This window comes from Hoylesella enoeca JCM 12259, from assembly GCF_000613405.1.
GTDB classification, from domain to species: domain Bacteria; phylum Bacteroidota; class Bacteroidia; order Bacteroidales; family Bacteroidaceae; genus Prevotella; species Prevotella enoeca.
In genome coordinates, this window is the sequence record NZ_BAIX01000023.1 from 14888 (window position 1) to 37972 (window position 23085).

Consider the following 23085-nt stretch of genomic DNA (forward strand, 5'->3'; position numbering starts at 1 on the left):
GTTGTCTCCTATCATTTATGGAATCAAGAGACTGCTGTCTCCGTAACTTAAAAATCTGAAATCATGGCCGAGTGCATAATCATAGATCTTGCGCCAATCACCTTTGACAAAGGCACTCACCAGCAACAGCAATGTGCTTTGTGGCTGATGGAAGTTGGTGACGAGCATCTTGACGATCTTGTAATCATATCCCGGTGCAATGATAATCTGCGTGCTGGTGTGAAGTGCAGGCAGATGGTTGCGATCCAAATAGTCGAGTACGGCACGGATGGCATCTGTCGGCGTCACCTGCTGTGCTGGTTGCTCATACGGTTCCCATTGATTGACATGCAATTCTGCCTCGCTCGCATCGGGATGACGCATCAGTTTCAGGCCGATGTAATACAAACTTTCCAAAGTCCGAACGCTGGTCGTTCCCACAGCAATGGCCTCTCCACTGTGGCGCAATAGTTTTTCCAAAGTTTGTCGATGCACGCAAATATACTCGGTATGCATTCGATGTCCCTCGATTTCCTCGCTTTTCACTGGCTTAAACGTGCCTGCACCGACGTGCAACGTGAGTTCTTCGCGATCGATTCCTCGTTTGTCAAGCGCTGCGAGTACTGCATCCGTGAAATGAAGACCGGCTGTCGGTGCTGCAACGCTGCCCTTGATCTTCGAATAAACGGTCTGATAAGTGGTCTTATCACGCTCTTGCGTCTCGCGATTGAGATACGGTGGAATGGGCAATTCACCCACTTCTTCAAGTATTTCGGCAAAAGACACGTTGTCGTTATCCCACTGGAAGTCTACCCAATGATATGTCTCGCCAGACGTTTGCCCCGTTATGGATAACATTTCAGGTGATTGTCGCGTTGCCGTCAATGTCAATCGATGTCCGTTTATTTCAAAATCGCGTTTCAGCACACCGTTTTTCCATTTCTTCAAATTGCCTATCATGCACAACCATGCACAGTGACTTGTGGTTTGAAACATCAATTCATAATCGGTAGGTTGGGCCGGTTCGAGTAGGAATACTTCGATAAGCGCACCCGTTTCTTTGCGGAAATGCAGTCGCGCTTGAATCACTTTGGTGTTGTTGAACACCATCAACGCCCCTTGCGGGAGGTATTCAGGAAGATGATAAAACACATCCTCGCTCACGTTTCCGTGTTGATAGATCAGCAATTTGCTGTGATCGCGTTGAGGAATGGGGAACTTGGCTATCCTGTTTTCAGGTAAAGGATAGCTATAATCACTGATTTTGATATGCTTGGTTTCTGTCATTTGATCAGACTATAAATCATGACGGCGCAGAACGTAAATATCAATACGTTTATCACGATGTCAATATCAGATAGGCTGTAGCCTGTATTCGTATATTGCGTAGATATGTAATTCTGTTTCGGACTGATCTTTTCGTAGACTCGATGATACAAAAGATAAGCAACACCACCTGCAAATGAGCCCCACAAAAGACCACAAATAATGTCACCCGGATAGTGAAGCCCTAAATAAATGCGGGTGTAGCAATTGACAAGCGACCACAAAACAAGCGCTATACTCAATGCTTTGTTACGCACCAAAAGAGAAAAGAAAAGGGCCAAAGAGAATGTATTGGAAGCGTGGGCAGAGAAAAATCCATACGGAGTATCGCGTAGATTGCCGACAATATCAACCATATATTTGATCGATGGATCGTTGCTTGGTCTCCACCGAGCCACCAACGGCTTCATTATAAAGTCGGTCATACTGTCGGATAAGAGGAGTGCGAAAAGACAACAGCCGACAATCAGCATGATCTGTGTCATCGTTTCGTTGTTCTTAATGACCAAATAAAGCAGCGAAATATACAATGGAATCCACGTAAAACCTGATGTCAGGATGGTGATCAAGCCATCAAGAAAGAGCGAGTTGCTGCCATTGAGCCAAAAAAACAGTTCTCTGTCTAAGTCGAGAAGCGTGTGAATATCCATCCTTTATATTGTTTCAATCGCCTTAGAAAGTATCCATCCTTCCCTTCCATCATCCAATCTGATGGCTACCCAATCATGCAATGTTCTGTCAACAACATCCACTCGCGTGCCTTCGTGAACAATAAATAAGTCTGTTCCACTTTTAACTGGTGTGGTTTTGACGCTCACCGAGGGTGCAACGACAATTGCTCCGGTGCGGTTAATCAACTTATCTTTTTGCTGAAAAGCGAAAAGATTGCTGCACAAAAACAGTACAAAGAAACCCGATGCACCGAAAAATCCAATTTTACGCACTACAATCGAGGGGCCGAACAGATACAACAATATGAGTAAAAGAGCTGCAACAATAGACACGATAGCCGTGAAAGCCCATGTGTCTACATCTGTGAAGTTAACCAAAGCATAGTACCACGTGATGAAAAACATCTCGCTTGGCGGTGCAATCTTATCAATAGTCTTGCTCCGAGAGAATTGAAGATTGAAGTTGATAGCCTTATCTCCGGGTGCCAACAGATGTGCACGCTCATATGACAAGATGGCTTTCGTGATCTGATCAGATCTGAAATAGGCATTGCCGAGATTGTAATACAAGTCTGCACTGACACCTTTCTTCAACAGATCTTCATAATCTTTGATGGCTTGTTGATAATTGCCCTTCTGATATTCGGCATCAGCCTCTTGTTTAGTCACGGCTGAAACCGATAAAGATAATGTCAACATAGACAACAAAAACAATGCTTTCGCACTTGTGTTTACTGTCTTTTTCGTTTTCTTTTTCATCACATCTTCGATCTCCATGATTGCAGTCATAGCCGACTCGAATGTTTTCGCCATATTTCCGGCAATATCTCCGGGAGCGTAATGCTCCATTTCACACTCATCGAGAGCACTCGTAAATTTCTTAATCGTCGCCGAATCAACAGTGTTCTGCTGTAATTTGTCGGCTATGTTTTCACGAGATAACTGTTCAATAGGCATATTTAGTTTGTCACCTACATATCCCCAAAGAGCGCGAAGCACCTCATCGTAAAACTCGCTTTGCTTTCCTTGCAACATCAATTGATTGGCTTTGCGTAACCGTTTGGTTGCAACCTTATTGGCTTTGCGGCCTTTCACCTTGACAATATCAGCATTTTCGATGGCTCGCCTACGGAAGACAATCAAGAGAACAACGAATGCGCATAAAGGTAACAGCAGACTAATCCAATAAGAAGTGGAGTCGAAAAAGAAGTCATCAATAGCGTGTTGACTTGTATTTCCAAGTTTCAGCGGACGTATATCACGGTCTTTCTCTTCGCTATAATCGACAACATCGCCTGTCTTTCCATCACCTTTGGCCACAGAAATATTGAAAGAGCGAGTTTTGATGGTCTTATATTGATTGGTGCTCGTGTCATAATAAGTAAGCTCAATACTTGGAATCGTATATTGACCTTGATTTCTCGGTACGGCCAGGAAGTCATAAATCATATTTCCTTCCACACCATTGGTTGTGAGTTTGGTCTTATCCGTAACTTTCGCATCATATTGATCAAAGTCTTTTGGAAAGTTAACAACTGGCTGTTTGATGAGTTTCAAGTTGCCAACACCACCTATAACGACTTGCAAAGAGACAGGATTACCGGCTCGGACTTCATTTTTATTAAGCTGAGCAGAGATATTAAACTGCCCGACACCACCTGAAAAGTTGGCTGGGCGATGTGGTAACGGATCTACTTGAATGGTTAATCCCGGTGCAACTATATTTCTTTTGACTTCCGTATAACCTGAACCGCCATTGAAAAAAGCCTCAAACGGATCCACGGAACGGTTTTGCTGGACGATAATTCCTTTAAAAGTAATGCTCGGAATAGTCAATTTGCCGGTCATTTGCGGATACATCACATATTGACTCCATGTCACACAGCGATAAGTTCGACCATTTACGCGCTCTATATGAAAGCTTTTCTGTTGCGGTAAAGGTATTTCCTGTGTGTGAAAGCCTGTCAAATCGGGCATATCTCCTTGTAATTGAGTGAGATCAACAGTCGTATATACCTTATAAGTAAGCAATATCGGCTCTTGTTCGTGCACTCTTCGCTTGTTGGCACTCACTTTAATAAACAAGTCGCTACCACTAATAGCCGAACCGGCAGCTCTCGGATGCGGTTCGTCTTCATAATCATCGTGCATTTTCGGAGCACTGTTAGCACTTGCACGAGTCGTTCCCGACACTGTAATTGTCACTGACCGTGAGGCGATTGTGCGTCCATTAACTGTTGCATGAGCCGCAGGAATCGTGTAAGTGCCGTTTTTTCCGGCATAAAGTGTATAGGTATAAGTAATTGAAGATGATGAACTCGTGTGCCCATTCACCATTTGGAAACTTGATTGCGAGGATGTATAAGGTCCCGCAATAACTTCAAGTGCAGAAGGAATATTACCTGCCCGGAAATTTTCTACACTCTGGGTGCTCACCGTATAAGCAATTCGGAAGTTCTCGCCCAACGCCACGCGCGACGGAGCCGATACTGAAATGCTCTGCGCCCGCACCACGGTTGCTATGAACACCACTATATATAACAGACTCAATTTTCTCATTTTCACTCTCTACTCACAATCAAACAAACAGCCACGCACACTTACCAGTTTTTCTGCAAACGCTTGGTTCCCTGCTTTTGCATCGCTTTTTTCAGTCGCTGTTGGGTTGCTTTCTCCTCTTGTACGGCTGCATTCAGCAATTGTTCAGCGTTTTCCTTACTCATCTGTTCTTGTGGTTGCTGCTGTTTTTGTTGGTCTTTGTTTTTGTCTTTATCTTTGTTTTGCTGTTTCTGATCTTGCTTTTGTTTATCTTGATCATTCTTTTTCTTGTTGTCTTTACTGCTTCCTCCTTTGTTCTGTTGTTTGTTTTGGCGTTTGCAAAGTGCAAGATTATAACGCGTTTCGTTGTCATTGGGGTTGTTTCTCAATGCTTCTTCATACGCTTTAATGGCTTCACCATACATCTGATGACCTTGACAGATGACGCCGATGTTATGATATACCTTTGCTTTACGAATCTTGTTGGTCTCTAATTTACCTGCACGCTCATACTGGACGATGGCCGCCGAGTCTTTTTGTTGCTGCATCAGGGCACAGCCCAAATTATAAACCGCTTGCGGATTTTCTGCATTACGGGCAATCGCTTTCCGATATTCGACCTCAGACTTAGCAAATTGTTGTCGGCGATAAAGACGATTTCCTTGGCGGATCGCCTGTCTGTCGGCCTGCGCCCAAAGTGCATCAACACACACAAAGGTCAATATCAACGTGATCAATATAACTCTTATCTCTACTCTCATTGTCTCACTCTACTTACGTTTGAACAATTTGACATTCTTGAATAAAGGATTCTTGCGTTCCAGCAAACACACTTCTGCGATCAAAAGGAGCACGACCAAGATACCGAAAGCCTGAAACTGCTCATCGTATTCACTGTAAATCACACTCTCGGTTTCGCCTTTTTGCAATTTCGTCAACTCGTTATTCAATTTCTCTTGTGCATCATTCGTGTTGTCGACATGAATATAAGTACCGCTCCCAGCTTGTGCAATCTCCCGACACATCTGCTCATTCAGGGCTGTCATAACGGTTTGTCCGCTCACATCTTTCATATACCCGCCATTGCCGTCGGGTATCGGAGCGCCGGCAGTTGTGCCCACGCCGAGAATGAAGACATTGATACCTTTCTTCTTGGCAGCCTTTGCCGCCTCGACAGCTCCACCTTCGTGGTCTTCTCCATCAGTAATGATGATGATGCTTTGCCCACATTTTCCTGTTGCGTGAAACTGTTGATTGAAAGATTGATGGCGTGTGCGATATCTGTGCCTTGCGTGGCAATCAGAGACGGATCGATATTCTGCAAAAACATCTTAGCCGACACATAGTCGCTCGTTATGGGCAATTGGACGAACGCATCACCTGCAAACACGATGAGACCTATCTTATCATTGGTGAACTTGTCAACCAAATTCTCAACCAAGAGTTTGCTCTTGTCCAAACGAGTGGGCGCCACATCCTGGCAAAGCATCGAATTACTGATGTCCAAAGCGATGATAGTCTCAATGCCGTTACGCTTTTCGTGCGAAATCTTACTACCCATTTGAGGACGTGCCAGCATCAAGATCAACAAGGCTAAAGCAGCCTGCAACAACCAGAATTTAACCGTTGGACGATAGGCCGAAACACCCGTCATCATCTCCTTTAATAATAGGGGGTCTCCAAATAACCGTAATTTGCTTCGCCGTTGACGCCAAATTGCAAGACGAATAACGGTTAACAGCGGGACGATTAACAGTAACCAGAGATATGAGGGATCTTCAAATCTAAACATGTCTTTGTTTTTTTAAGCAACTTACTTATACCGAATGATTTAGCGGATCACGGTATGCGGCGGAATACGGTGGTGCGCAACAGGATCTCAAGCAGTAATAACAAGATTGCGGCCAATGCAAAAGGCTGATAGGCTTCATAGCGCTTGGAAAACTTCTTGACATCCATTTTCGACTTCTCTAACTTGTCGATGTCTTTGTAAATCTGCTTGAGCTGCTGATTGTTTGTAGCTCGATAGAAATTACCTTGCGTTGCTGCAGCGATGTCACTCAATGTTTTCGTGTCTATTTCAACCGGAATATTGACATATTGAACACCTCCTGCCACCGGCATCGGGTATCGGGCAACTTTGTTTGTACCCACACCGATGGTATAAACTCTAATTCCTAAGCTCTTAGCAATTTGTGCAGCGGTCATCGGAGAAAGGTCACCTGTATTGTTAGAACCATCTGTCAGTAGGATAACGACCTTGCTTTTGGCTTTCGATTCTTTTAATCTACTAACAGCATTAGCCAATCCCATTCCGATAGCTGTGCCATCATTGATGAGTCCTCGAGCTGCAATATCGGTACGAACACTGTGCAACAAATTAAGCAATGATGCGTGATCGGTTGTCATTGGACATTGGGTGAAAGCCTCACCGGCAAAAATTGTCAATCCGATATTATCGTTCGGGCGCCCCGCGATAAATTCGGCAGCAACGTCTTTGGCTGCTTCCATCCGGTTGGGACGTAGATCTTCGGCTAGCATCGACGTCGAAACATCCATTGCCAGCATAATATCGATACCCTCGACAGACTTATTTCCCCACGAGGTATGGGTTTGTGGACGAGCCAAAACGATGATAACCGCAACGAAAGTGAGACATCGCAAGACCATTGGAAGATTGATCAGGCGAATCCGCCAACTCTTAGGCGCAAAGCGATAAGCATAAGTGTCACTCAGCTTCATTGTCGGTTCGCTCTTCTTACTGTACAGAAAATACCACAGAAGATAGGGTATCAACAGCAGAAGTAGCAGGAAATATTCTTTGCTTGCAAATTCCATTTCATTCTATTTTACATCAGCAGTTGCGAGACTCCATAAATAACATAAGCCAACAACGCTACAACAATCACGGCGATAGCATAAATCAACGATTTGATCGTAATGCGAAGCTGTTTCGTTTTCAAGTCTTCGGCACTGAGTTTCGGTACGATTCGCTCTGTCGTTGCTTCCCCTTCCAACTTCGTTTCGTCGATAAAATGAATTGCGTTTAACAAGTTGGCATCATTCTCATTGATGAGAGTTGAATACTTGGCAAACTTTACTAAATCGGCCGTTGCAAAGAGTTCGCGCAACTCATCAATCATTTTCTGATCGCCGGTAGTTTGGAGATGCGAGATGATTTCGGCTGAAGTCATTTCCATTGCATTGAATCCGAACCGATCTTTGATATACTGCCGCAGTGTCTCTGTCAGTTTGGTGTAATATGTCTTTTGATCTTCTGAAGCTGGTAAACGGTCTTCTTTCAATTTCTCTATGGCCGACATCGCCCGTTGGTGAGGCAGAATACGCTTGACAATACGTATTCTTGTGATGATGGGTTTATTCTGTCTAAGTCGGATGAAAAGGTAAAATCCGAGTCCACAAAGTATGACGACCAAAACACTCAACCAAAAGAAAGTGCTCCATTCAGCCCATTGAAAAGGATTGTCCTGCACATCTTTGGGCGGGAAAAACTGATTGGGATGCAGCGTGTCGACATCAACGGTGAGCACTTTCAAAGCCAATGGATTGCCTCGATACATCTTGCCGTTGACACGCACATTCATCCCGGGAATTGCATAGAGATGTTCGTCAAAGGAAGTGAGTGTAAATATTTTCGAGACCCGTACTAATCCATTATCCAAGTCTGCCGTATCGACAACCGAAGAACCTAAAACCTCTACGCCGGGTATAATATGCTGCAACGGTTTAAACTCCGGAAACACTACCGATATCCCCTTAGGTCCTGTCACACCAACCGTCATCCGTGCCTGCTGACCAATCAAAATCGCTACGGAATCTATCTTGGCATCGACCGAAATCTGTGCAACAACGGCGCGGGTAACCAGCAATCCGATAATCAATATAACAAATTTCTTCATCTTAACCTCTCTGATCAAACAACAACATCATAGATTTCACATAGTCTTCATTGGTTGCGACGGATGTCCAATCTACGTTGCTCTTGGCAAATATTTGCCTGATTTGATCCTCACGTTCCATCCAATAACGTGTATGAGCCTGTCTGAGACGTTTGCTCGACGTATCAATGAACATCTCATGTCCCGTTTCAGCATCGCACACTTTCATCAAACCGATGTCCGGCAACGCCTTAGCCCGTGGATCGTAAACCTGAATAGCCACCACGTCGTGCTTAGAATTGGCTATCTGCAACTCTTTCTCAAAGTCTTGTCGCGTATAGAAATCGCTCAAAACAAACGCCGTACACCGCCGTTTCATCACTCTTGTAAGATAACGAATGGCTTCTGCCAAATCTGTTTTCTTGCTTTCGGAATGAAAGTCGAGCATCTCGCGAATAATATATAAAATGTGTTTGCGCCCTTTTTTAGGCGGAATATATTTCTCAATGTGGTCTGAAAAGAAAATAACACCGATCTTATCATTGTTCTGAATGGCACTGAATGCCAGCGTTGCAGCAATCTCTGTAACCATATCGCGCTTGGTTTGGCAAGTTGAGCCGAAGTCTAACGAACCGCTGACATCAATCAACAACATCACCGTCAACTCACGTTCCTCTTCAAACACCTTGACATAAGGGCGATGAAAACGAGCCGTCACATTCCAATCAATATCGCGCACATCGTCGCCGAACTGATATTCGCGAACTTCTGAGAATGCCATTCCCCTGCCTTTAAAGGCAGAATGATATTGGCCCGCAAAGATATTGCGACTCAATCCACGCGTTTTGATCTCGATCTTGCGTACTTTTTTTAAAATCTCTTGCGTATCCATATTAAGGCACTTCCACCTTATTGATAATCTTAGAGACGATTTCCTCGCTAGTAACATTGCTGGCCTCAGCCTCATAAGAAAGCCCGATGCGATGGCGAAGCACATCATGAGCAACGGCACGAACATCTTCCGGCACCACAAAACCACGGTGTTTGATGAATGCATAAGCGCGAGCGGCTTTCGCAAGATTGATACTTGCACGCGGAGAACCGCCGAATGTGATCATATCTTTCAATTCAGCCAGCTGATAACGATCAGGATATCGACTCGCAAAGACGATGTCTGCGATATATTGTGCAATCTTATCATCAATATAAACCTGATTAACAATCTCACGAGCACGCAGAATTTCCTCGGCTGTCGTTACCGGATTGACCGTCGGAAGAGCTCCTTGTAAGTTCTCACGGATAATCAATTTCTCTTCATCAATCGTCGGATAATCTACCACCACTTTGAGCATAAAGCGGTCAACTTGTGCTTCGGGCAATTGATAAGTGCCTTCTTGTTCGATCGGATTCTGTGTTGCCATCACCAAGAAAGGGTTAGGAAGTCCGAAAGTCTTCTCTCCGATGGTCACCTGATGCTCTTGCATTGCCTCTAAGAGAGCACTTTGCACCTTGGCCGGAGCACGATTGATCTCATCGGCCAACACGAAATTGGCGAAAACGGGACCTTTCTTGACCTGGAATTTCTCATCTTTCTGTGAGTAGATCATGGTTCCCACCACATCGGCCGGCAACAAGTCGGGCGTAAACTGAATGCGACTGTAATCCGCATCAATGAGTTGTGCCAGCGTCTTAATGGCCAACGTCTTAGCCAAACCTGGCACACCTTCTAACAGAATATGTCCATCGCTCAACAGAGAGATGAGCAACGAGTCGACAAGATGTTTCTGACCTACAATCACCCGATCCATACCCGTCATCAGATTCGTAACAAATGTGCTCTGCTGTTGAATTTTTATGTTCAATTCCTGAATGTCGAAAGCTTCTGCCATAATAATTCTCTTTTGTTCGATTTTAAATTATGGGCAAAATTACAATATTCTGCATAGAGCGGCGAAAACGGGCAACTAAATTATATTAAAAATCCGCCTGAATACCCATAAATTAAGAAAGTTTTGGCTATTCGGATCAATCAATCGGGCGTGTAATCATCAGACAAATTTCAACGACGATGAAATGATGCCGGGATCGACAGTCGTCAACCATGTCAATCGCTATTCAAAACGAATGCAAATGCATATCATCTCATTTATTTGTCCACTTGCCAGTTCGTCAACTTAGGGCTTGGTTTCTTTTCAAAATCGTGTATGAAGAATCTTGACAACTCCTCTCATGAGAATCGCTTCAAATCGATCGGCGTTTCCCTCGGTCTTAAATACGCGAAAAATGAGAGCCTTTTAAATCGCTGTTTTACAATAAAAACGAAACAAAATACATGTTTCCGAATCTCGAAAAACATCTCATCCATTGTTATTCAATCATTATTCAGCATACGATTGAGGATGAATGAGCGTGCAACCAATGGTAATTCGCATTGCTTTTGACGTCAAATCAACATGTCATGTTGCGAAAAACAAAAAATGATTGCATTTCTTTCCAATTTCGATTTCTATTTCAGCAGTTCGCGAAGTGTTAATTTTCGGATAAGAGACTTGACAAAAACAAGTTTTCCGAAACGACAGACCAACACCTCGATAAGTAAACGAAGAAACGAGTCGACAGCCTCGCCGACTCGTTTCTCTATCTGTTGATTCTTTCGGATTAATCCAAATGGAGCGACTTTTTGATGGCTTCCACCTTCTCTGCACCCTCTCGATCACAACGCTCATAGCATCCGGGACACTTCATTGTGCCCTTCACTTCGAGATAAAACTTGATCTTCGGTTCGGTGCCCGACGGACGCACGCTCACCTTGGTATCGTCGTCGCAGAACCATTGCAACACATTGCTCGTGGCAGGCATATCGAGTCGCGTCACATTTCCTTGTGCATCGCGCTGCTCAAGACTTTGATAGTCTTTCCAAATCACCACCTTGGAGCCTCCGAGATCGGTCGGCGGATTCTTGCGGAAGTTCTCCATCATCTGCTTGATCTCGTCTGCTCCGCTCTTGCCCGGACGCACAACATTGATCGTGAACTCCTTAGAGAATCCGTATTCCAGGTAAATATCCATCAGCAAATCATACAAAGTCTTGCCCTGATCCTTAGCATACGCACAGATTTCGGCCAACAATGAGCAGGCACTTACCGAATCTTTGTCGCGCACAAAATCCTCAGCCAAGAAACCATAGCTCTCTTCGCCGCCGCCGATATATTTCTGTTTGCCTTCGGACAAGGCGATTTCGTGAGCAATCCATTTGAATCCGGTGTAGCAATCGCGCATTTCGATGTGCTGCTTTTCGGCTATCTTTCGAATCACTTCGGTGGTAACAATGGTCTTGACAATGAAGTCTGTTGGTTTCATCTTGCCCATCTTGATGCGATTGGTGATGATGTAATAGAGGAAAATGAGGCAAGTCTGATTGCCATTAATCAAAATCCATTCGCCTTTATCATTCTTGCAAGCCATTCCCACACGGTCGGCGTCGGGGTCGGAAGCCATCACGATGTCGGCATCCAACTCCTTAGCGTCGCGCAAGGCCAGCGTGAGTGCTTCGCCGTTTTCAGGGTTCGGCGAAACGACCGTGGGAAAATCACCACTTCTGACCATCTGTTCTTTCACGCAATGCACATTTTCGAAGCCCCAGAATTTCAGCGAACGAGGAATGAGCATCATACCCGTTCCGTGGAGCGGCGTGTAGACTATCTTCAAGTCTTTCTGTCGTTTGATCACTTCGGGATCAATAGAGAGCGTACGAATCTGTTCGAGATAAATCTTATCTATCTCTTCGCCGATGGTTTCAATGAGGTCTTTGTTGCCAACAAACTTGACATCTTCCACCTTCACTTTGTTTACTTCGTCGATGATTCCCGTGTCGTGAGGCGTCAAAACCTGTGCGCCGTCTTCCCAATAAGCCTTGTATCCGTTGTATTCTTTGGGATTATGCGAAGCCGTGATATTCACACCGCCTTGACAATGCAAGTGTCTGATGGCGAAAGAACACTCCGGTGTGGGGCGCATATCATCGAAGATGTAGGCTTTTATGCCGTTGGCTGAAAATATATCGGCCACCGTTTCGGCAAAGAGTCGACTGTTGTTGCGGCAGTCGTGACACACAACGACACTAATGTCAGTACGATTTGCAAAATTCTTTTTCAGATAATTGGCAAACCCTTGCGTAGCCATTCCCACGGTATAGATATTCATTCGGTTAGAACCTGCGCCCATAATGCCGCGCAAGCCACCCGTTCCGAACTCCAATTCTTTATAGAACGACTCGATGAGATCGGTCTTATCGCTGTTGTCAAGCATAGCTTGTACAGACTGTCGAGTCTCTGCATCGAAAGCGGGATTTAACCATTGCTTTGCTTTTTTCTCACACTGTGCGATGAGTTCTGCGTTATTTTCCATATTGATTATGTGTTTAAAATTATGTGATTTTGCGTTTGTTGTGCTACAAAGATAGATAATATTTAGCATAGCGCATACAAAACGCACGTGAAATTTACTGAAATGGAAGTCATTTCAATACTTCGTTTGCGGGGGAGGAGTTTTTTTCTTACATTTGCACAACTAATTTTTAAGCAACAGAAATCTTATGGAACTGCATTTCACCGGCATCATCATCGCCGTCAGCACATTCCTTATCATCGGAATATTCCATCCCATTGTCATCAAAGCAGAGTATTATTGGGGCACGCGCCCATGGTGGTTGTTCTTTATCGTCGGTATTTTAGCGGTAAGTTTAGCCATCATGGTGGAGAATGTTATCGCTTCTTCCATCCTCGGAATCATCGGAGCATCTTCTTTGTGGGGCATCGGCGAACTCTTGGAACAGAAGAAGCGCGTGGAAAAAGGTTGGTTTCCGATGAATCCGAAACGCAAAGATCAGTATGCAAAACCGACTGATAACGATGTCCCTTACTCTGTCTGCGAAAAGAAAGAAGAATGAAGACGGAATTGATCTGGATTGGAAAGACGGTCAATAAGCAGCTCATGGCATGTATCGACGACTATGTGGAACGCATCAGTCATTATATGCCGCTGACCGTAAACACGATTGCTGAATTGAAAAATACCAAGAATCTCAGCCAGGAACAGCAAAAGGAGCGCGAAGGCGAACTGATTTTGAAGCAGATTCAACCGTCGGACACAGTGGTCTTGTTGGATGAGCACGGACACGAATATCGCAGCATAGAGTTTGCTTCGTGGCTACAAACCAAACAACACACGGCCCGCCGACTGGTGTTTGTCATCGGCGGACCTTACGGCTTCTCGCCCGCGGTCTATGCCCGAGCAAACGAGCAGCTCAGTCTTTCGCGTATGACACTCTCGCATCAGATGATTCGACTGATGTTTACAGAGCAAATCTATCGGGCCTGCACCATCATCAAAGGCGAACCCTATCATCATGAATGACATGCGAAGGATCTTTCTCACGTCCTGTCTCATCGTCTGGGCACAATTGATCTGCGCTCAACGCAATGAGATATTCAATCCGCGCATCGCCTCTTTGCAGGTTGTTGCCGGCGACAAATGGATGCAAATGCCGATCGTGGAATTAGGAAGCCCGACACCGATCCATATTGCTTTTGACGATCTCACACACGAGTATCATCGATACATCTATACGATCCGCCATTGCGAAGCCGATTGGACACCTTCCGACGAACTTTTCACGAGCGATTATATCAACGGTTTCGCCGAAGGAAACACGATCGACGACATCACGGAATCGATCAACACCAATACGCTCTACACCCATTACGCGCTCCGAATCCCCAACGATCGCTGTCGGATCAAGCTCAGCGGCAACTATCAACTCACGGTTTATGACGCGAACAACGACCGAGAAAAAATGTTCACTGCCTGTTTCATGATCGTCGAACAACATATGGGCGTGCAACTGCAAGTGTCCACCAACACCGACATCGACATCAACGGGAGCCATCAGCAAATCGCCATGAAGCTCAATTACGGCTCGCTTCGGGTTTCGGATTATCAGCGTCAGATCCACACCGTCATACTTCAAAACGGCCGTTGGGATAATGCCGTCGTCAATCCCACACCGCAATATGTGATGCCCGACGGTTTGCAATGGTCGCATAATCGGTCGCTCATCTTCTCAGCCGGAAATGAATATCGCAAGTTTGAAGTTTTAGACGTGGGCCACACCACCATGGGGCTGGAGTCGATCAGCTGGGACGGCAGCCGTTATAACGCCTATGTGTGGACCGACGAACCCCGGCAGAGCTATGTCTATGATCGCGATGCCAACGGCGCTTTCTACATTCGCAACAGCGATAATAGCGAGAATGATTGGACCTCAGACTATGTCACCGTGCATTTCCGACTCAAAGGTCCACGCGTGAACGGGCAAGTCTATCTCAATGCCATGTGGACCAACGACCGTTTCACACCCGAATATCAAATGAAATACGACGAAACCGAGCAGATCTATCGCGGTTCGGTCCGATTAAAACAAGGCTATTATTCCTACCAATACCTCGTCTTGAAACCCGACGGAACCACAACGCTCTTCCCCACAGAAGGCTCGTTCCACCAAACCGAGAACACCTATCAGGCCCTCATCTATTATAGAGGCATCGGAGAGCGCACCGACAGGTTGGTCGGGATGTCTCAATTGACGGTTGATAGTTGACAGCTATCAATTCTTTTGATTGAATTTTATCGGACAGCAATGATTATGAATTAAGAAGAGTGGCGAACTGATCAAACAACTCGCCACTCTTCATTTCTCAATATTCCATTCATTGCGCACAAAAAACACAAGTCATTCCACATGTCAAAAGTGCCTGCGACTTGCGATTTTGGCCGTCCCAAGTTTGGGAAAAGCTCCCTTTCTCCATTTTTGGCTTTCCCAATGTTGGGAAACGTTGTTTTTCTCATTTTTTGAGTTTCCCAACATTGGGACGGCTCATTTTTCCCATTTTCGAGCTTTCCCAACATTGGGACGCACCATTTTTCCCATTTTCGAGCTTTCCCAACATTGGGACAGCTCATTTTTTCGATTTTCAATCAATCCGAGGCCTCGGACAGCTCATTTTTTCGATTTTTGATCAATCCGAGACCTCGGACAGCTTGTTTTTTCGATTTTTGATCAATCCGAGGCCTCGGACGGCTTGTTTTTTCGATTTTTGATCGATCCGAGGCCTCGGACAGCTTGTTTCCCCATCAATTCGAGCTGTGCGATTTCGGTGTCGAAGCGAAAAATCAATGAACTCATCCCACATCAATAACCAACCCCTCATTCGACAAGATCGTGTGATCAAAAACTGCTCGGGCCTCGCTCAGCAGAACAGACTCATCCTCAAAGCGGGCGCTGTAATGCCCCAAGACCAACTCACCCACTTGGGCATCGCGGGCCACTTGGGCTGCTTGGGCTGCCGTGCTGTGATAATACAGGCTGGCATGTCGGGCGTATTCGGTGGTGTAAGTAGACTCGTGATAAAGCACGGTGACCCCTTTCACCAACCGGTGTAAGGTGGGCATATAACGCGTGTCGCTGCAATAAGCATACGAACGCGGAGCTTCGGCGGCAGAAGTGAGTCGGCTATTGGCAATGACTTCACCCTCGGTCGTCACCCAATCTGCTCCGTTTTTAATATTATTGATCTGGCTGATGGGAATATGATAGAAGTCGATCATATCCCGACGGATGTGCGGCAGACTGCTTTTCTCTCTAAACAGATAACCGCAGCAGGCTATTCGGTGATCCAAAGGAATGGTTTCCACGGTGAGACTGTGATCCTCGTAGATGATTTGGGGCAGGGTGGTGTCGACAGGATGAAAGATCACGTCAAACTCAAGTCCTTGGCAAAACATCTCCATCTGTGCCTGGAACATCGGCTCAAATTCGGCAGTGGCATAGACATGCAGCGGCGCCGTGCGACCCAGCATGCCGAAAGTGGAGATCATTCCCAGCAGTCCGAAACAATGATCTCCATGCAGATGGGAAATAAAGACGGCCTTGATTTTTCCGAAATGCGTGCGCGAACGACGCAACTGTATCTGTGTCCCCTCGCCGCAATCAACCATAAAAACTTTCCCACGGATTTCAACCAACTGCGAGGAAGGATTATGACGCAACGTGGGCAGGGCGCTTCCGCATCCCAGAATATGAACCCTGAACGACTCCACGGCTTAGCGTTGGCGTTTGAAAACGAAGATTCCTTTCTCGTTCTCCAAATACAAGCTGTCGGCCCCCAACTTGTTGATCGCAAACGTGTCTTTATTCAACAGCAGTTTGCCATTGCAGATCTTCCACATCGTCCAAGGATTGGCTTCGGCCTCGATATGTGATTTGACATCGCCGCCTTCTTGTATCTCAAAATTCTTGTCAAGGCTGGTCCATTTGCCGATCAATGTTGTCAGATTGATCACTGTCTCTGCCATGCGTTCGCCATCAATCATTTTGCCGGGCATGACAGCCATTCGGTCACCTGCAAGCAAACCGCCCTGCACATGCTCTTCATTGTCTGCATCGATCAAGAAACTCAACGTGTCGCCTTGATCGGTGATGAGTTGCAACGTATGCATCGCCGTTTCTTCTCCGCAAACGCCATAGAGGGTTGAGTCGGCAGAGACTCCCTTACCCTCCAAACTGTCTGAATCACTACCCGAGCCTTGTGTGTTCTTCCCGTCCTTACAACCGAAAACAACAAAAAGACTCATACAAAATCCTATCAAAAGCGTTGTTTTTTTCATATCTATTCTTTCAAATTCGTTTGAGATCATTCCTTTCGTTTAGCTTCGTTCCAGAGTTTATCCATCTCTTCGAGCGACATATCTTTCAACGATTTGTGTTGCTGGATCGCCCGCTCTTCCACGTAATTAAAACGATTGATAAATTTTTGATTGGTGTGTTCGAGCGCATTATCGGGATTCAGATGATAAAGTCGGGCGGCATTGATCACACTAAACAAGAAATCTCCCAGCTCCAGCGTAGACCGTTGTTGATCTTCTTTCTTCAATTCCGTTTCCAGTTCGTCTAATTCTTCACGCACTTTGGCCCAGACGTCGGCCTTATCCTGCCAGTCAAACCCCACATTGCGCGCCTTATCCTGTATGCGATAAGCCTTGATCAGAGCCGGGAGCGCATCGGGAACACCCGACAACACACGCCTGTGTCCATTCTCTTCCCGCTGCTTGATCTGTTCCCATGTCTGCAACACTTGATCCACACTGTCGGCCTTCACATCGCCATAGATATGCGGATGACGTGAGATCAACTTGTCGGCTTCACGATTGCAGACGTCTGCAATATCAAAATCGTCGGTCTCGCTGCCGATAATCGAATAAAAAACCACATGCTCCAGCACATCGCCCAACTCCTCACAGACATGCGCCTTGTCTCCTTTCAGCAAGGCATCGCACAATTCAAAGACTTCTTCAATCGTGTTAGGCCGCAGGCTCTCATTGGTTTGTTTCCTATCCCAAGGACATTTCTCGCGCAGCTCATCCAGCACATCCAATAATCGGCCAAAGGCTTCCAACTTCTCTTCTCTCGTATGCATATCATCTGATTTAGTGTTGCAAAGCTACTCATTTTCCGGGAAAGTCTTCTCTTTTTCCATCAGGATTTTGGATCGTTGACGACTAAACAGGTTAGCAACTCGCAATCCTCGTTGTAACCACGGCATCCAAACCGTCTGCCAACTGTGCCTCTTTTGCCCGCCAATTGAGCCTCTTTTACCATACAACAGAGGCTCTTTTGAGAGCCAACGAAGTCTCCGTTGCAGCGCGAAAACAACGCCATCGTTGTCTCCACAAGTGACATGATTCTGTCAAATCCTGTCGCTTTTACATAGAATCTTCGTATATTTGCACCGTTTTTTTAATATTAAAACAGATCAAATGGAATTAGCGAGTAAATACGAACCCCAAGAAGTAGAGTCGAAATGGTATCAGTATTGGCTGGATAACAAACTTTTCAGCAGCAAACCGGATAACAGAGAGCCTTACACTGTGGTGATTCCGCCGCCCAATGTGACCGGCGTGCTACACATGGGCATATGCTTAATAACACGATTCAAGACATCTTGGTGCGCCGTGCACGCATGGAAGGAAAGAATGCGTGCTGGGTTCCGGGCACGGATCATGCTTCGATAGCCACCGAAGCAAAGGTGGTGAACAAACTCGCACAGCAAGGTATCAAAAAGACCGACCTCTCTCGCGATGAATTTCTGCAACATGCCTGGGATTGGACACACGAGCATGGCGACATCATTCTTAAACAATTGCGCAAGCTCGGCGCCTCCTGCGACTGGGATCGCACAGCATTCACGATGGACGACACACGTTCCCAAAGCGTGATCAAAGTGTTTTGTGATCTCTATGACAAGGGATTGATCTATCGCGGCGTGCGCATGGTGAATTGGGATCCGCAGGCTCAGACAGCACTCTCTGATGAAGAGGTGGTTTATAAAGACGAACATTCTAAGCTCTATTACTTGAAATATAGGGTGGCAGAGGAACCGGAACGATATGCCATTGTGGCCACAACGCGTCCGGAAACCATCATGGGCGACACGGCGATGTGTATCAATCCCAACGACCCGAAAAACACATGGCTTCGAGGCAAACATGTCATCGTGCCATTGGTGGGCCGCAAGATTCCCGTGATCGAAGACGAATATGTGGATATTGAATTCGGAACAGGTTGCTTAAAGGTTACGCCGGCTCACGACATCAACGACCATGCACTGGGATTGAAGCACAATTTAGAGACAATTGATATTTTCAACGACAACGGAACCATCTCCGAGGCAGCCGGCATATATGTGGGTATGGATCGGATGGAGGTGCGCAAGCAGATCACCCAAGATTTGCAGCAGGCCGAATTATTAGAAAAGGTAGAGGATTATGACAATAAGGTGGGCTTTTCCGAGCGTACCAATGTGCCCATCGAACCTAAATTGAGCACGCAATGGTTTTTAAAGATGCAGCATTTTGCCGACATTGCGCTGCCTCCTGTGATGGAAGACGAGATCCGATTTTATCCTTCCAAATACAAAAACACCTACCGTCACTGGCTCGAAAACATCAAAGACTGGTGCATCTCACGCCAACTGTGGTGGGGGCATCGCATTCCGGCTTATTATTTCACAGCTGGCGGCAAGCGCGAATGCGTAGTCGCAACATCTGCCGAGGAGGCTTTGGTTAAGGCCCGACAACAAGACAGCACATTGACCGCCGCCGATCTGCAACAAGATGAAGACTGTCTCGACACTTGGTTTTCGTCCTGGCTATGGCCCATCTCGCTCTTCGACGGCATCAACAATCCTGATAATCAAGAGATCGATTACTATTATCCCACATCTGATTTAGTCACCGGGCCCGACATTATTTTCTTCTGGGTGGCCCGCATGATTATGGCCGGTTACGAGTATCGGGGCAAAATGCCATTCAAGAACGTGTATTTCACGGGTATTGTGCGCGACAAACTCGGTCGAAAGATGTCCAAATCATTAGGTAACTCACCCGACCCGCTCGATCTCATCGACAAATATGGTGCCGATGGCGTGCGTATGGGCATGATGCTTTCGGCGCCGGCAGGCAACGATATTCTGTTTGATGAAAGTCTCTGCGAGCAAGGACGCAATTTCAATAACAAGATCTGGAATGCTTTCCGACTGGTCAAGGGATGGCAAGTGACCGACGAAGCCCAACCGAAAGCCAATAAGATTGCCGTAGAATGGTTTGCCGCAAAACTGCGACTGGTAAACGAAGAACTCAACGATCAATTCTCCAAATATCGTATTTCAGAGGCATTGATGCTGGTCTATCGTCTTTTTTGGGACGAGTTTTCTAGCTGGTTCCTCGAAATGGTGAAGCCTGCTTACGGCTCGCCGATAGACCGCGAGACTTTCAATGCAACACTGCAATTCTTCGACGCACTGCTGAAAATGCTCCATCCGTTTATGCCTTTCATCACCGAAGAACTTTGGCAGCATCTCTATGAGCGCACCAAAGGAGATTCGATCATGCGCGAGAAACTCGTGATCGATACTCCGACACAGACAGAGAAGCAACTTGCCGAAGACATCGAAGCCGTCAAGCTCATTGTGAGTGGTGTGCGCATGGTGCGTAATCAGAAGAATATCTCGCCCAAAGAGCAGCTCACCTTGAATGTGCTCAACCATAATCGCTATGCCGCTTACAATGAGATCATAGTCAAGATGGCCAACTTGCAAACCATTGAGATTGTCGAAGAGAAAGTGCCTGACGCCGCACAGTTCATGGTGGGAACAGACGAATTTGCCGTACCCGTGGGTAATCTGATCGACATCGAGGCCGAAATCAAAAAGCAAGAAGCCCAACTTGCCCATTTGGAAGGTTTTCTCGCGGGCATCAAAAAGAAACTTGCCAATGAGAAATTCGTGGCTCATGCGCCCGAAGCTGTCGTTGCCTTGGAACGCAAAAAGCAAAGCGACTCCGAGGAAAAGATCGCCGCGCTGAAAGAATCAATTGCCGAACTTAAAAAGAAATAACGATGAAGAAATATTTGTTCCTATGCCTGAGCGCACTCTTCCTGCTCTCCGCCTGTCACGAAGACGAAATCGGGCCTGAACTCCCCGACCACAACGCAGCCAAAACCATATTCGTTTATATGCCGTGGACGGGCACCAGTTACAACCTCTATGACGCTTTCCTGCAAAACATACGGGACATCAAGGCGGCCATCAAAAATCAAAACGGACTTGGCGACAAGAATCTGATGATTTATATTTCCAATAGTGCCACATCGGGCGCTTTGATCAAAGTGAAATATGAAAAAGGCGAATGTGTCGACGACACGCTGTGCCACTATCAGAACACGGCTGCCAATAAATTAGCGCTCAACACCTCGCATTGGATCACCTACATCCTCAACCAAGTCAAATCCTATGCGCCCGCCGACACCTATGCCATGATCATCGGCTGTCACGGCTACGGATGGATTGAAGCTGCCGACTTCCCGGCATCGGCAAAAGGATTGTTCCAACAACCCCAAACAGACGAATCCGACGGCCCATTCACCCGAACCACACGATGGTTCGGCGGAAGCAACGTGCGAACAGACATCTCAACACTCGTCTCGGGAATCTCCTCTTCGGGCATCAAAAAGATGCAATACATCATGTTCGACGACTGCAATATGTCGAATATCGAGACGGCTTACCAGCTGAAAGAAGTGACCGACTATCTCATCGGCTGTCCGACCGAGATCATGGCTTATGGAATGCCCTACACCAGAATTTGGAAACACTTGGCCGACATCACCCCCGATTATCAAGCGGTATGCGACGAGTTTTACAACTTCTACAACAACTATGAGCACAACGGCACGCCCTATCACTGCGGAACCATCGGCGTGACCGACTGCGCACAGGTGGACAGCGTCGCAAAGATCATGAAGGAAATCAACACGCAATACACATTCAATACAGCTCTCACCGCTTCCATCCAAAATCTCGATGGTTATGATCCGCCGATCTTCTATGATCTCGGCGACTATGTGAAGAATCTTTGCACCGATGCCACGCTGCTTGCCAAATTCCAAGCCCAACTCAACCGCGCCGTTCCCTTCAAATCACACACGGAATATTATTATTCTGCCCTCACACGGCGAGGCCGGCACAAGATCAACACTTATTCGGGCATCACCGTCTCAGACCCCTCCACCAATTCGCTGGCCACGGCCGGAATGAAGAAGACGGCTTGGTGGAAAGCCACACATTCCACGCCCTAAGTTAGGGGACTGTGTACAAAGAATAGCTTCATACAAAAGGACAAAACAGAAGGCTGGCGCATCGCAATATGCAGCACCAGCCTTCTGTCCTTTTCTATCTCTGCCTAAACAGTCACGTGCGTTGTGTGGCCTAAGCTTCTATGCGCAACGCGTCCTTCTCGCGCACAACCCACAGCGTCCGTTTCGGGTCAGTGCTGTAAGCCAGCTCATAAGCTTTGCTCTTGCCAGTCCCTTTGGTTTTGCCGGTGAAGGTGAGGACGTTGGGGGCGATGCCGTTTGCTTCCTCGAACTTGCGGATCAGCGGGTCGAGTTCTTTGCGGAGCGCCTCGAGCTGTTTGTCGGCGTGCGCTTTGTTCGTGGCGGTGCGACCGGCCAACAGTGTTTTGCGGTTGTCAACTAAGTTGTTGTATTGCGTGATCAAGGCTGTAATTGGCGCCGACGGCTCCAGCTCGTCGAGGGCGTTGATGCGGCGCAGCACGGCGTTGAGCGCTTTGTCGGTGGCGGCGCGCAGCGGTTTGATGTCGAACGTGCCAGCGGGCGCGCCCGACTTCACCCGGGCGTGGAACAGCGTGTCAAACGCTTTGTTGTCGGCATCGAGCAGGTTGACATACACCTGCGCTTGAATCCGCGCCACGTGCCGCAAGAGATCAGCCGTGCGCAGGTCGGCCACGAGGTTTTTGATCAGTCCGGTCTCCTTGTCGTAGTTGCTTGCGGCCACGTCGGGATAAGCCTTCATCACGCGGTCCACGGCTTCGGCGGCGGCCAACACGGCCTTGTCGGCGCTGTTGAGGTGCAGCGCCACGAGCAACCGCAATGATTGATAGGATTTGTCGCGCTTGCGGTCGGCCTCTTCCAGCGCCTTGGTATCGGCCCCGGCGCGCGGCTGGTTCAGCACCCGATCTTCTTCGGCCACGCAGGCCGC

The 23085-nt window shown here is 46.8% G+C and carries 17 protein-coding genes and 2 pseudogenes; 5 read left to right on the forward strand and 14 right to left on the reverse strand.

Features of this window, described 5'->3' with window-relative positions; translation table 11 throughout:
* Positions 1–15: 15 nt before the first annotated feature.
* The 10 genes and pseudogenes from JCM12259_RS07965 to JCM12259_RS08010 form a co-directional block, all read right to left on the reverse strand.
* Positions 16–1266, reverse strand: a complete 1251-nt coding sequence (locus JCM12259_RS07965; protein WP_025066064.1) for an S-adenosylmethionine:tRNA ribosyltransferase-isomerase — start codon at positions 1264–1266, stop codon at positions 16–18.
* Entirely contained in the window at positions 1263–1955 is a 693-nt protein-coding gene (locus JCM12259_RS07970; protein WP_025066065.1) for a phosphatase PAP2 family protein, read from the reverse strand. Before JCM12259_RS07970 ends, JCM12259_RS07965 begins: the two co-directional genes overlap by 4 nt.
* A gap of 3 nt (positions 1956–1958) precedes the next feature.
* Complete coding sequence (locus tag JCM12259_RS07975; RefSeq protein ID WP_025066066.1) at positions 1959–4535, reverse strand: BatD family protein; 2577 nt, start codon at positions 4533–4535, stop codon at positions 1959–1961.
* Between the two features lie 41 nt (positions 4536–4576).
* Positions 4577–5275 (reverse strand): tetratricopeptide repeat protein, encoded by a 699-nt coding sequence (locus JCM12259_RS07980; RefSeq protein ID WP_025066067.1) that lies wholly within the window; start codon positions 5273–5275, stop codon positions 4577–4579.
* Between the two features lie 9 nt (positions 5276–5284).
* Positions 5285–6306, reverse strand: a pseudogene (locus tag JCM12259_RS14520) (VWA domain-containing protein).
* A gap of 47 nt (positions 6307–6353) precedes the next feature.
* On the reverse strand, positions 6354–7352 hold the full coding sequence (locus JCM12259_RS07990; protein WP_025066068.1) for a vWA domain-containing protein: 999 nt from the start codon (positions 7350–7352) through the stop codon (positions 6354–6356).
* Between the two features lie 11 nt (positions 7353–7363).
* Positions 7364–8434, reverse strand: a complete 1071-nt coding sequence (locus JCM12259_RS07995) for a BatD family protein (protein WP_025066069.1) — start codon at positions 8432–8434, stop codon at positions 7364–7366.
* A gap of 1 nt (position 8435) precedes the next feature.
* Positions 8436–9305, reverse strand: coding sequence for a DUF58 domain-containing protein (locus JCM12259_RS08000; protein ID WP_025066070.1), 870 nt, complete (start codon positions 9303–9305; stop codon positions 8436–8438).
* A gap of 1 nt (position 9306) precedes the next feature.
* Entirely contained in the window at positions 9307–10302 is a 996-nt protein-coding gene (locus tag JCM12259_RS08005; protein ID WP_025066071.1) for an AAA family ATPase, read from the reverse strand.
* 769 nt (positions 10303–11071) lie between these two features.
* Entirely contained in the window at positions 11072–12820 is a 1749-nt protein-coding gene (locus JCM12259_RS08010) for a phospho-sugar mutase (protein ID WP_025066072.1), read from the reverse strand.
* A 187-nt stretch (positions 12821–13007) separates the two neighbouring features.
* On the opposite strand from JCM12259_RS08010, the gene JCM12259_RS08015 reads away from it, so the two are divergent.
* The 3 genes from JCM12259_RS08015 to JCM12259_RS08025 are packed head-to-tail and all read left to right on the forward strand — an operon-like array spanning position 13008 to position 15071.
* Positions 13008–13361 carry a DUF4491 family protein gene (locus tag JCM12259_RS08015; RefSeq protein ID WP_025066073.1) on the forward strand — a complete coding sequence of 118 codons (354 nt, stop codon included), beginning with the start codon at positions 13008–13010 and terminating at the stop codon, positions 13359–13361.
* The gene (gene rlmH / locus JCM12259_RS08020) at positions 13358–13828 is read left to right on the forward strand and encodes a 23S rRNA (pseudouridine(1915)-N(3))-methyltransferase RlmH (protein ID WP_025066074.1); all 471 of its coding nucleotides are present in this window, start codon (positions 13358–13360) and stop codon (positions 13826–13828) included. The genes JCM12259_RS08015 and rlmH overlap by 4 nt, the downstream gene beginning before the upstream one ends.
* A complete protein-coding gene (locus JCM12259_RS08025; protein WP_470303243.1) occupies positions 13821–15071 on the forward strand; it encodes a type IX secretion system plug protein in 1251 nt (416 codons plus the stop codon). The genes rlmH and JCM12259_RS08025 overlap by 8 nt, the downstream gene beginning before the upstream one ends.
* Positions 15072–15652: 581 nt before the next feature.
* Here JCM12259_RS08025 and JCM12259_RS08040 read toward each other — a convergent pair.
* From JCM12259_RS08040 to mazG, 3 genes are read right to left on the reverse strand one after another with little or no spacing between them, the layout of a single operon-like run.
* The gene (locus tag JCM12259_RS08040) at positions 15653–16570 is read right to left on the reverse strand and encodes a ribonuclease Z (protein ID WP_025066077.1); all 918 of its coding nucleotides are present in this window, start codon (positions 16568–16570) and stop codon (positions 15653–15655) included.
* A 3-nt stretch (positions 16571–16573) separates the two neighbouring features.
* Complete coding sequence (locus JCM12259_RS08045) at positions 16574–17137, reverse strand: lipocalin-like domain-containing protein (protein ID WP_025066078.1); 564 nt, start codon at positions 17135–17137, stop codon at positions 16574–16576.
* A 26-nt stretch (positions 17138–17163) separates the two neighbouring features.
* Positions 17164–17946: a nucleoside triphosphate pyrophosphohydrolase gene (gene mazG, locus JCM12259_RS08050; RefSeq protein ID WP_025066079.1), complete on the reverse strand. Its 783-nt coding sequence runs from the start codon at positions 17944–17946 to the stop codon at positions 17164–17166.
* Positions 17947–18286: 340 nt separating this feature from the next.
* On the opposite strand from mazG, the pseudogene JCM12259_RS14525 reads away from it, so the two are divergent.
* Together JCM12259_RS14525 and JCM12259_RS08060 are read left to right on the forward strand one after the other, a co-directional pair.
* Positions 18287–20922 (forward strand): annotated as a pseudogene (locus JCM12259_RS14525) (valine--tRNA ligase).
* Between the two features lie 2 nt (positions 20923–20924).
* Entirely contained in the window at positions 20925–22163 is a 1239-nt protein-coding gene (locus JCM12259_RS08060; RefSeq protein WP_025066080.1) for a clostripain-related cysteine peptidase, read from the forward strand.
* Positions 22164–22293: 130 nt separating this feature from the next.
* Here the strand turns inward: JCM12259_RS08060 and JCM12259_RS16735 are convergent.
* Positions 22294–23085, reverse strand: a 792-nt coding sequence (locus JCM12259_RS16735; protein WP_025066081.1) for a DUF6261 family protein, incomplete at its 5' end; no start/stop codon positions are given.

Bases quoted from the DNA above. Each gene is read 5' to 3' on its own strand.
- JCM12259_RS07965 (WP_025066064.1), bottom strand. From the start codon at position 1,266: ATGACAGAAACCAAGCATATCAAAATCAGTGATTATAGCTATCCTTTA.
- JCM12259_RS07970 (WP_025066065.1), bottom strand. From the start codon at position 1,955: ATGGATATTCACACGCTTCTCGACTTAGACAGAGAACTGTTTTTTTGG.
- JCM12259_RS07975 (WP_025066066.1), bottom strand. From the start codon at position 4,535: ATGAGAAAATTGAGTCTGTTATATATAGTGGTGTTCATAGCAACCGTG.
- JCM12259_RS07980 (WP_025066067.1), bottom strand. From the start codon at position 5,275: ATGAGAGTAGAGATAAGAGTTATATTGATCACGTTGATATTGACCTTT.
- JCM12259_RS07990 (WP_025066068.1), bottom strand. From the start codon at position 7,352: ATGGAATTTGCAAGCAAAGAATATTTCCTGCTACTTCTGCTGTTGATA.
- JCM12259_RS07995 (WP_025066069.1), bottom strand. From the start codon at position 8,434: ATGAAGAAATTTGTTATATTGATTATCGGATTGCTGGTTACCCGCGCC.
- JCM12259_RS08000 (WP_025066070.1), bottom strand. From the start codon at position 9,305: ATGGATACGCAAGAGATTTTAAAAAAAGTACGCAAGATCGAGATCAAA.
- JCM12259_RS08005 (WP_025066071.1), bottom strand. From the start codon at position 10,302: ATGGCAGAAGCTTTCGACATTCAGGAATTGAACATAAAAATTCAACAG.
- JCM12259_RS08010 (WP_025066072.1), bottom strand. From the start codon at position 12,820: ATGGAAAATAACGCAGAACTCATCGCACAGTGTGAGAAAAAAGCAAAG.
- JCM12259_RS08015 (WP_025066073.1), top strand. From the start codon at position 13,008: ATGGAACTGCATTTCACCGGCATCATCATCGCCGTCAGCACATTCCTT.
- rlmH (WP_025066074.1), top strand. From the start codon at position 13,358: ATGAAGACGGAATTGATCTGGATTGGAAAGACGGTCAATAAGCAGCTC.
- JCM12259_RS08025 (WP_470303243.1), top strand. From the start codon at position 13,821: ATGAATGACATGCGAAGGATCTTTCTCACGTCCTGTCTCATCGTCTGG.
- JCM12259_RS08045 (WP_025066078.1), bottom strand. From the start codon at position 17,137: ATGAAAAAAACAACGCTTTTGATAGGATTTTGTATGAGTCTTTTTGTT.
- mazG (WP_025066079.1), bottom strand. From the start codon at position 17,946: ATGCATACGAGAGAAGAGAAGTTGGAAGCCTTTGGCCGATTATTGGAT.
- JCM12259_RS08060 (WP_025066080.1), top strand. From the start codon at position 20,925: ATGAAGAAATATTTGTTCCTATGCCTGAGCGCACTCTTCCTGCTCTCC.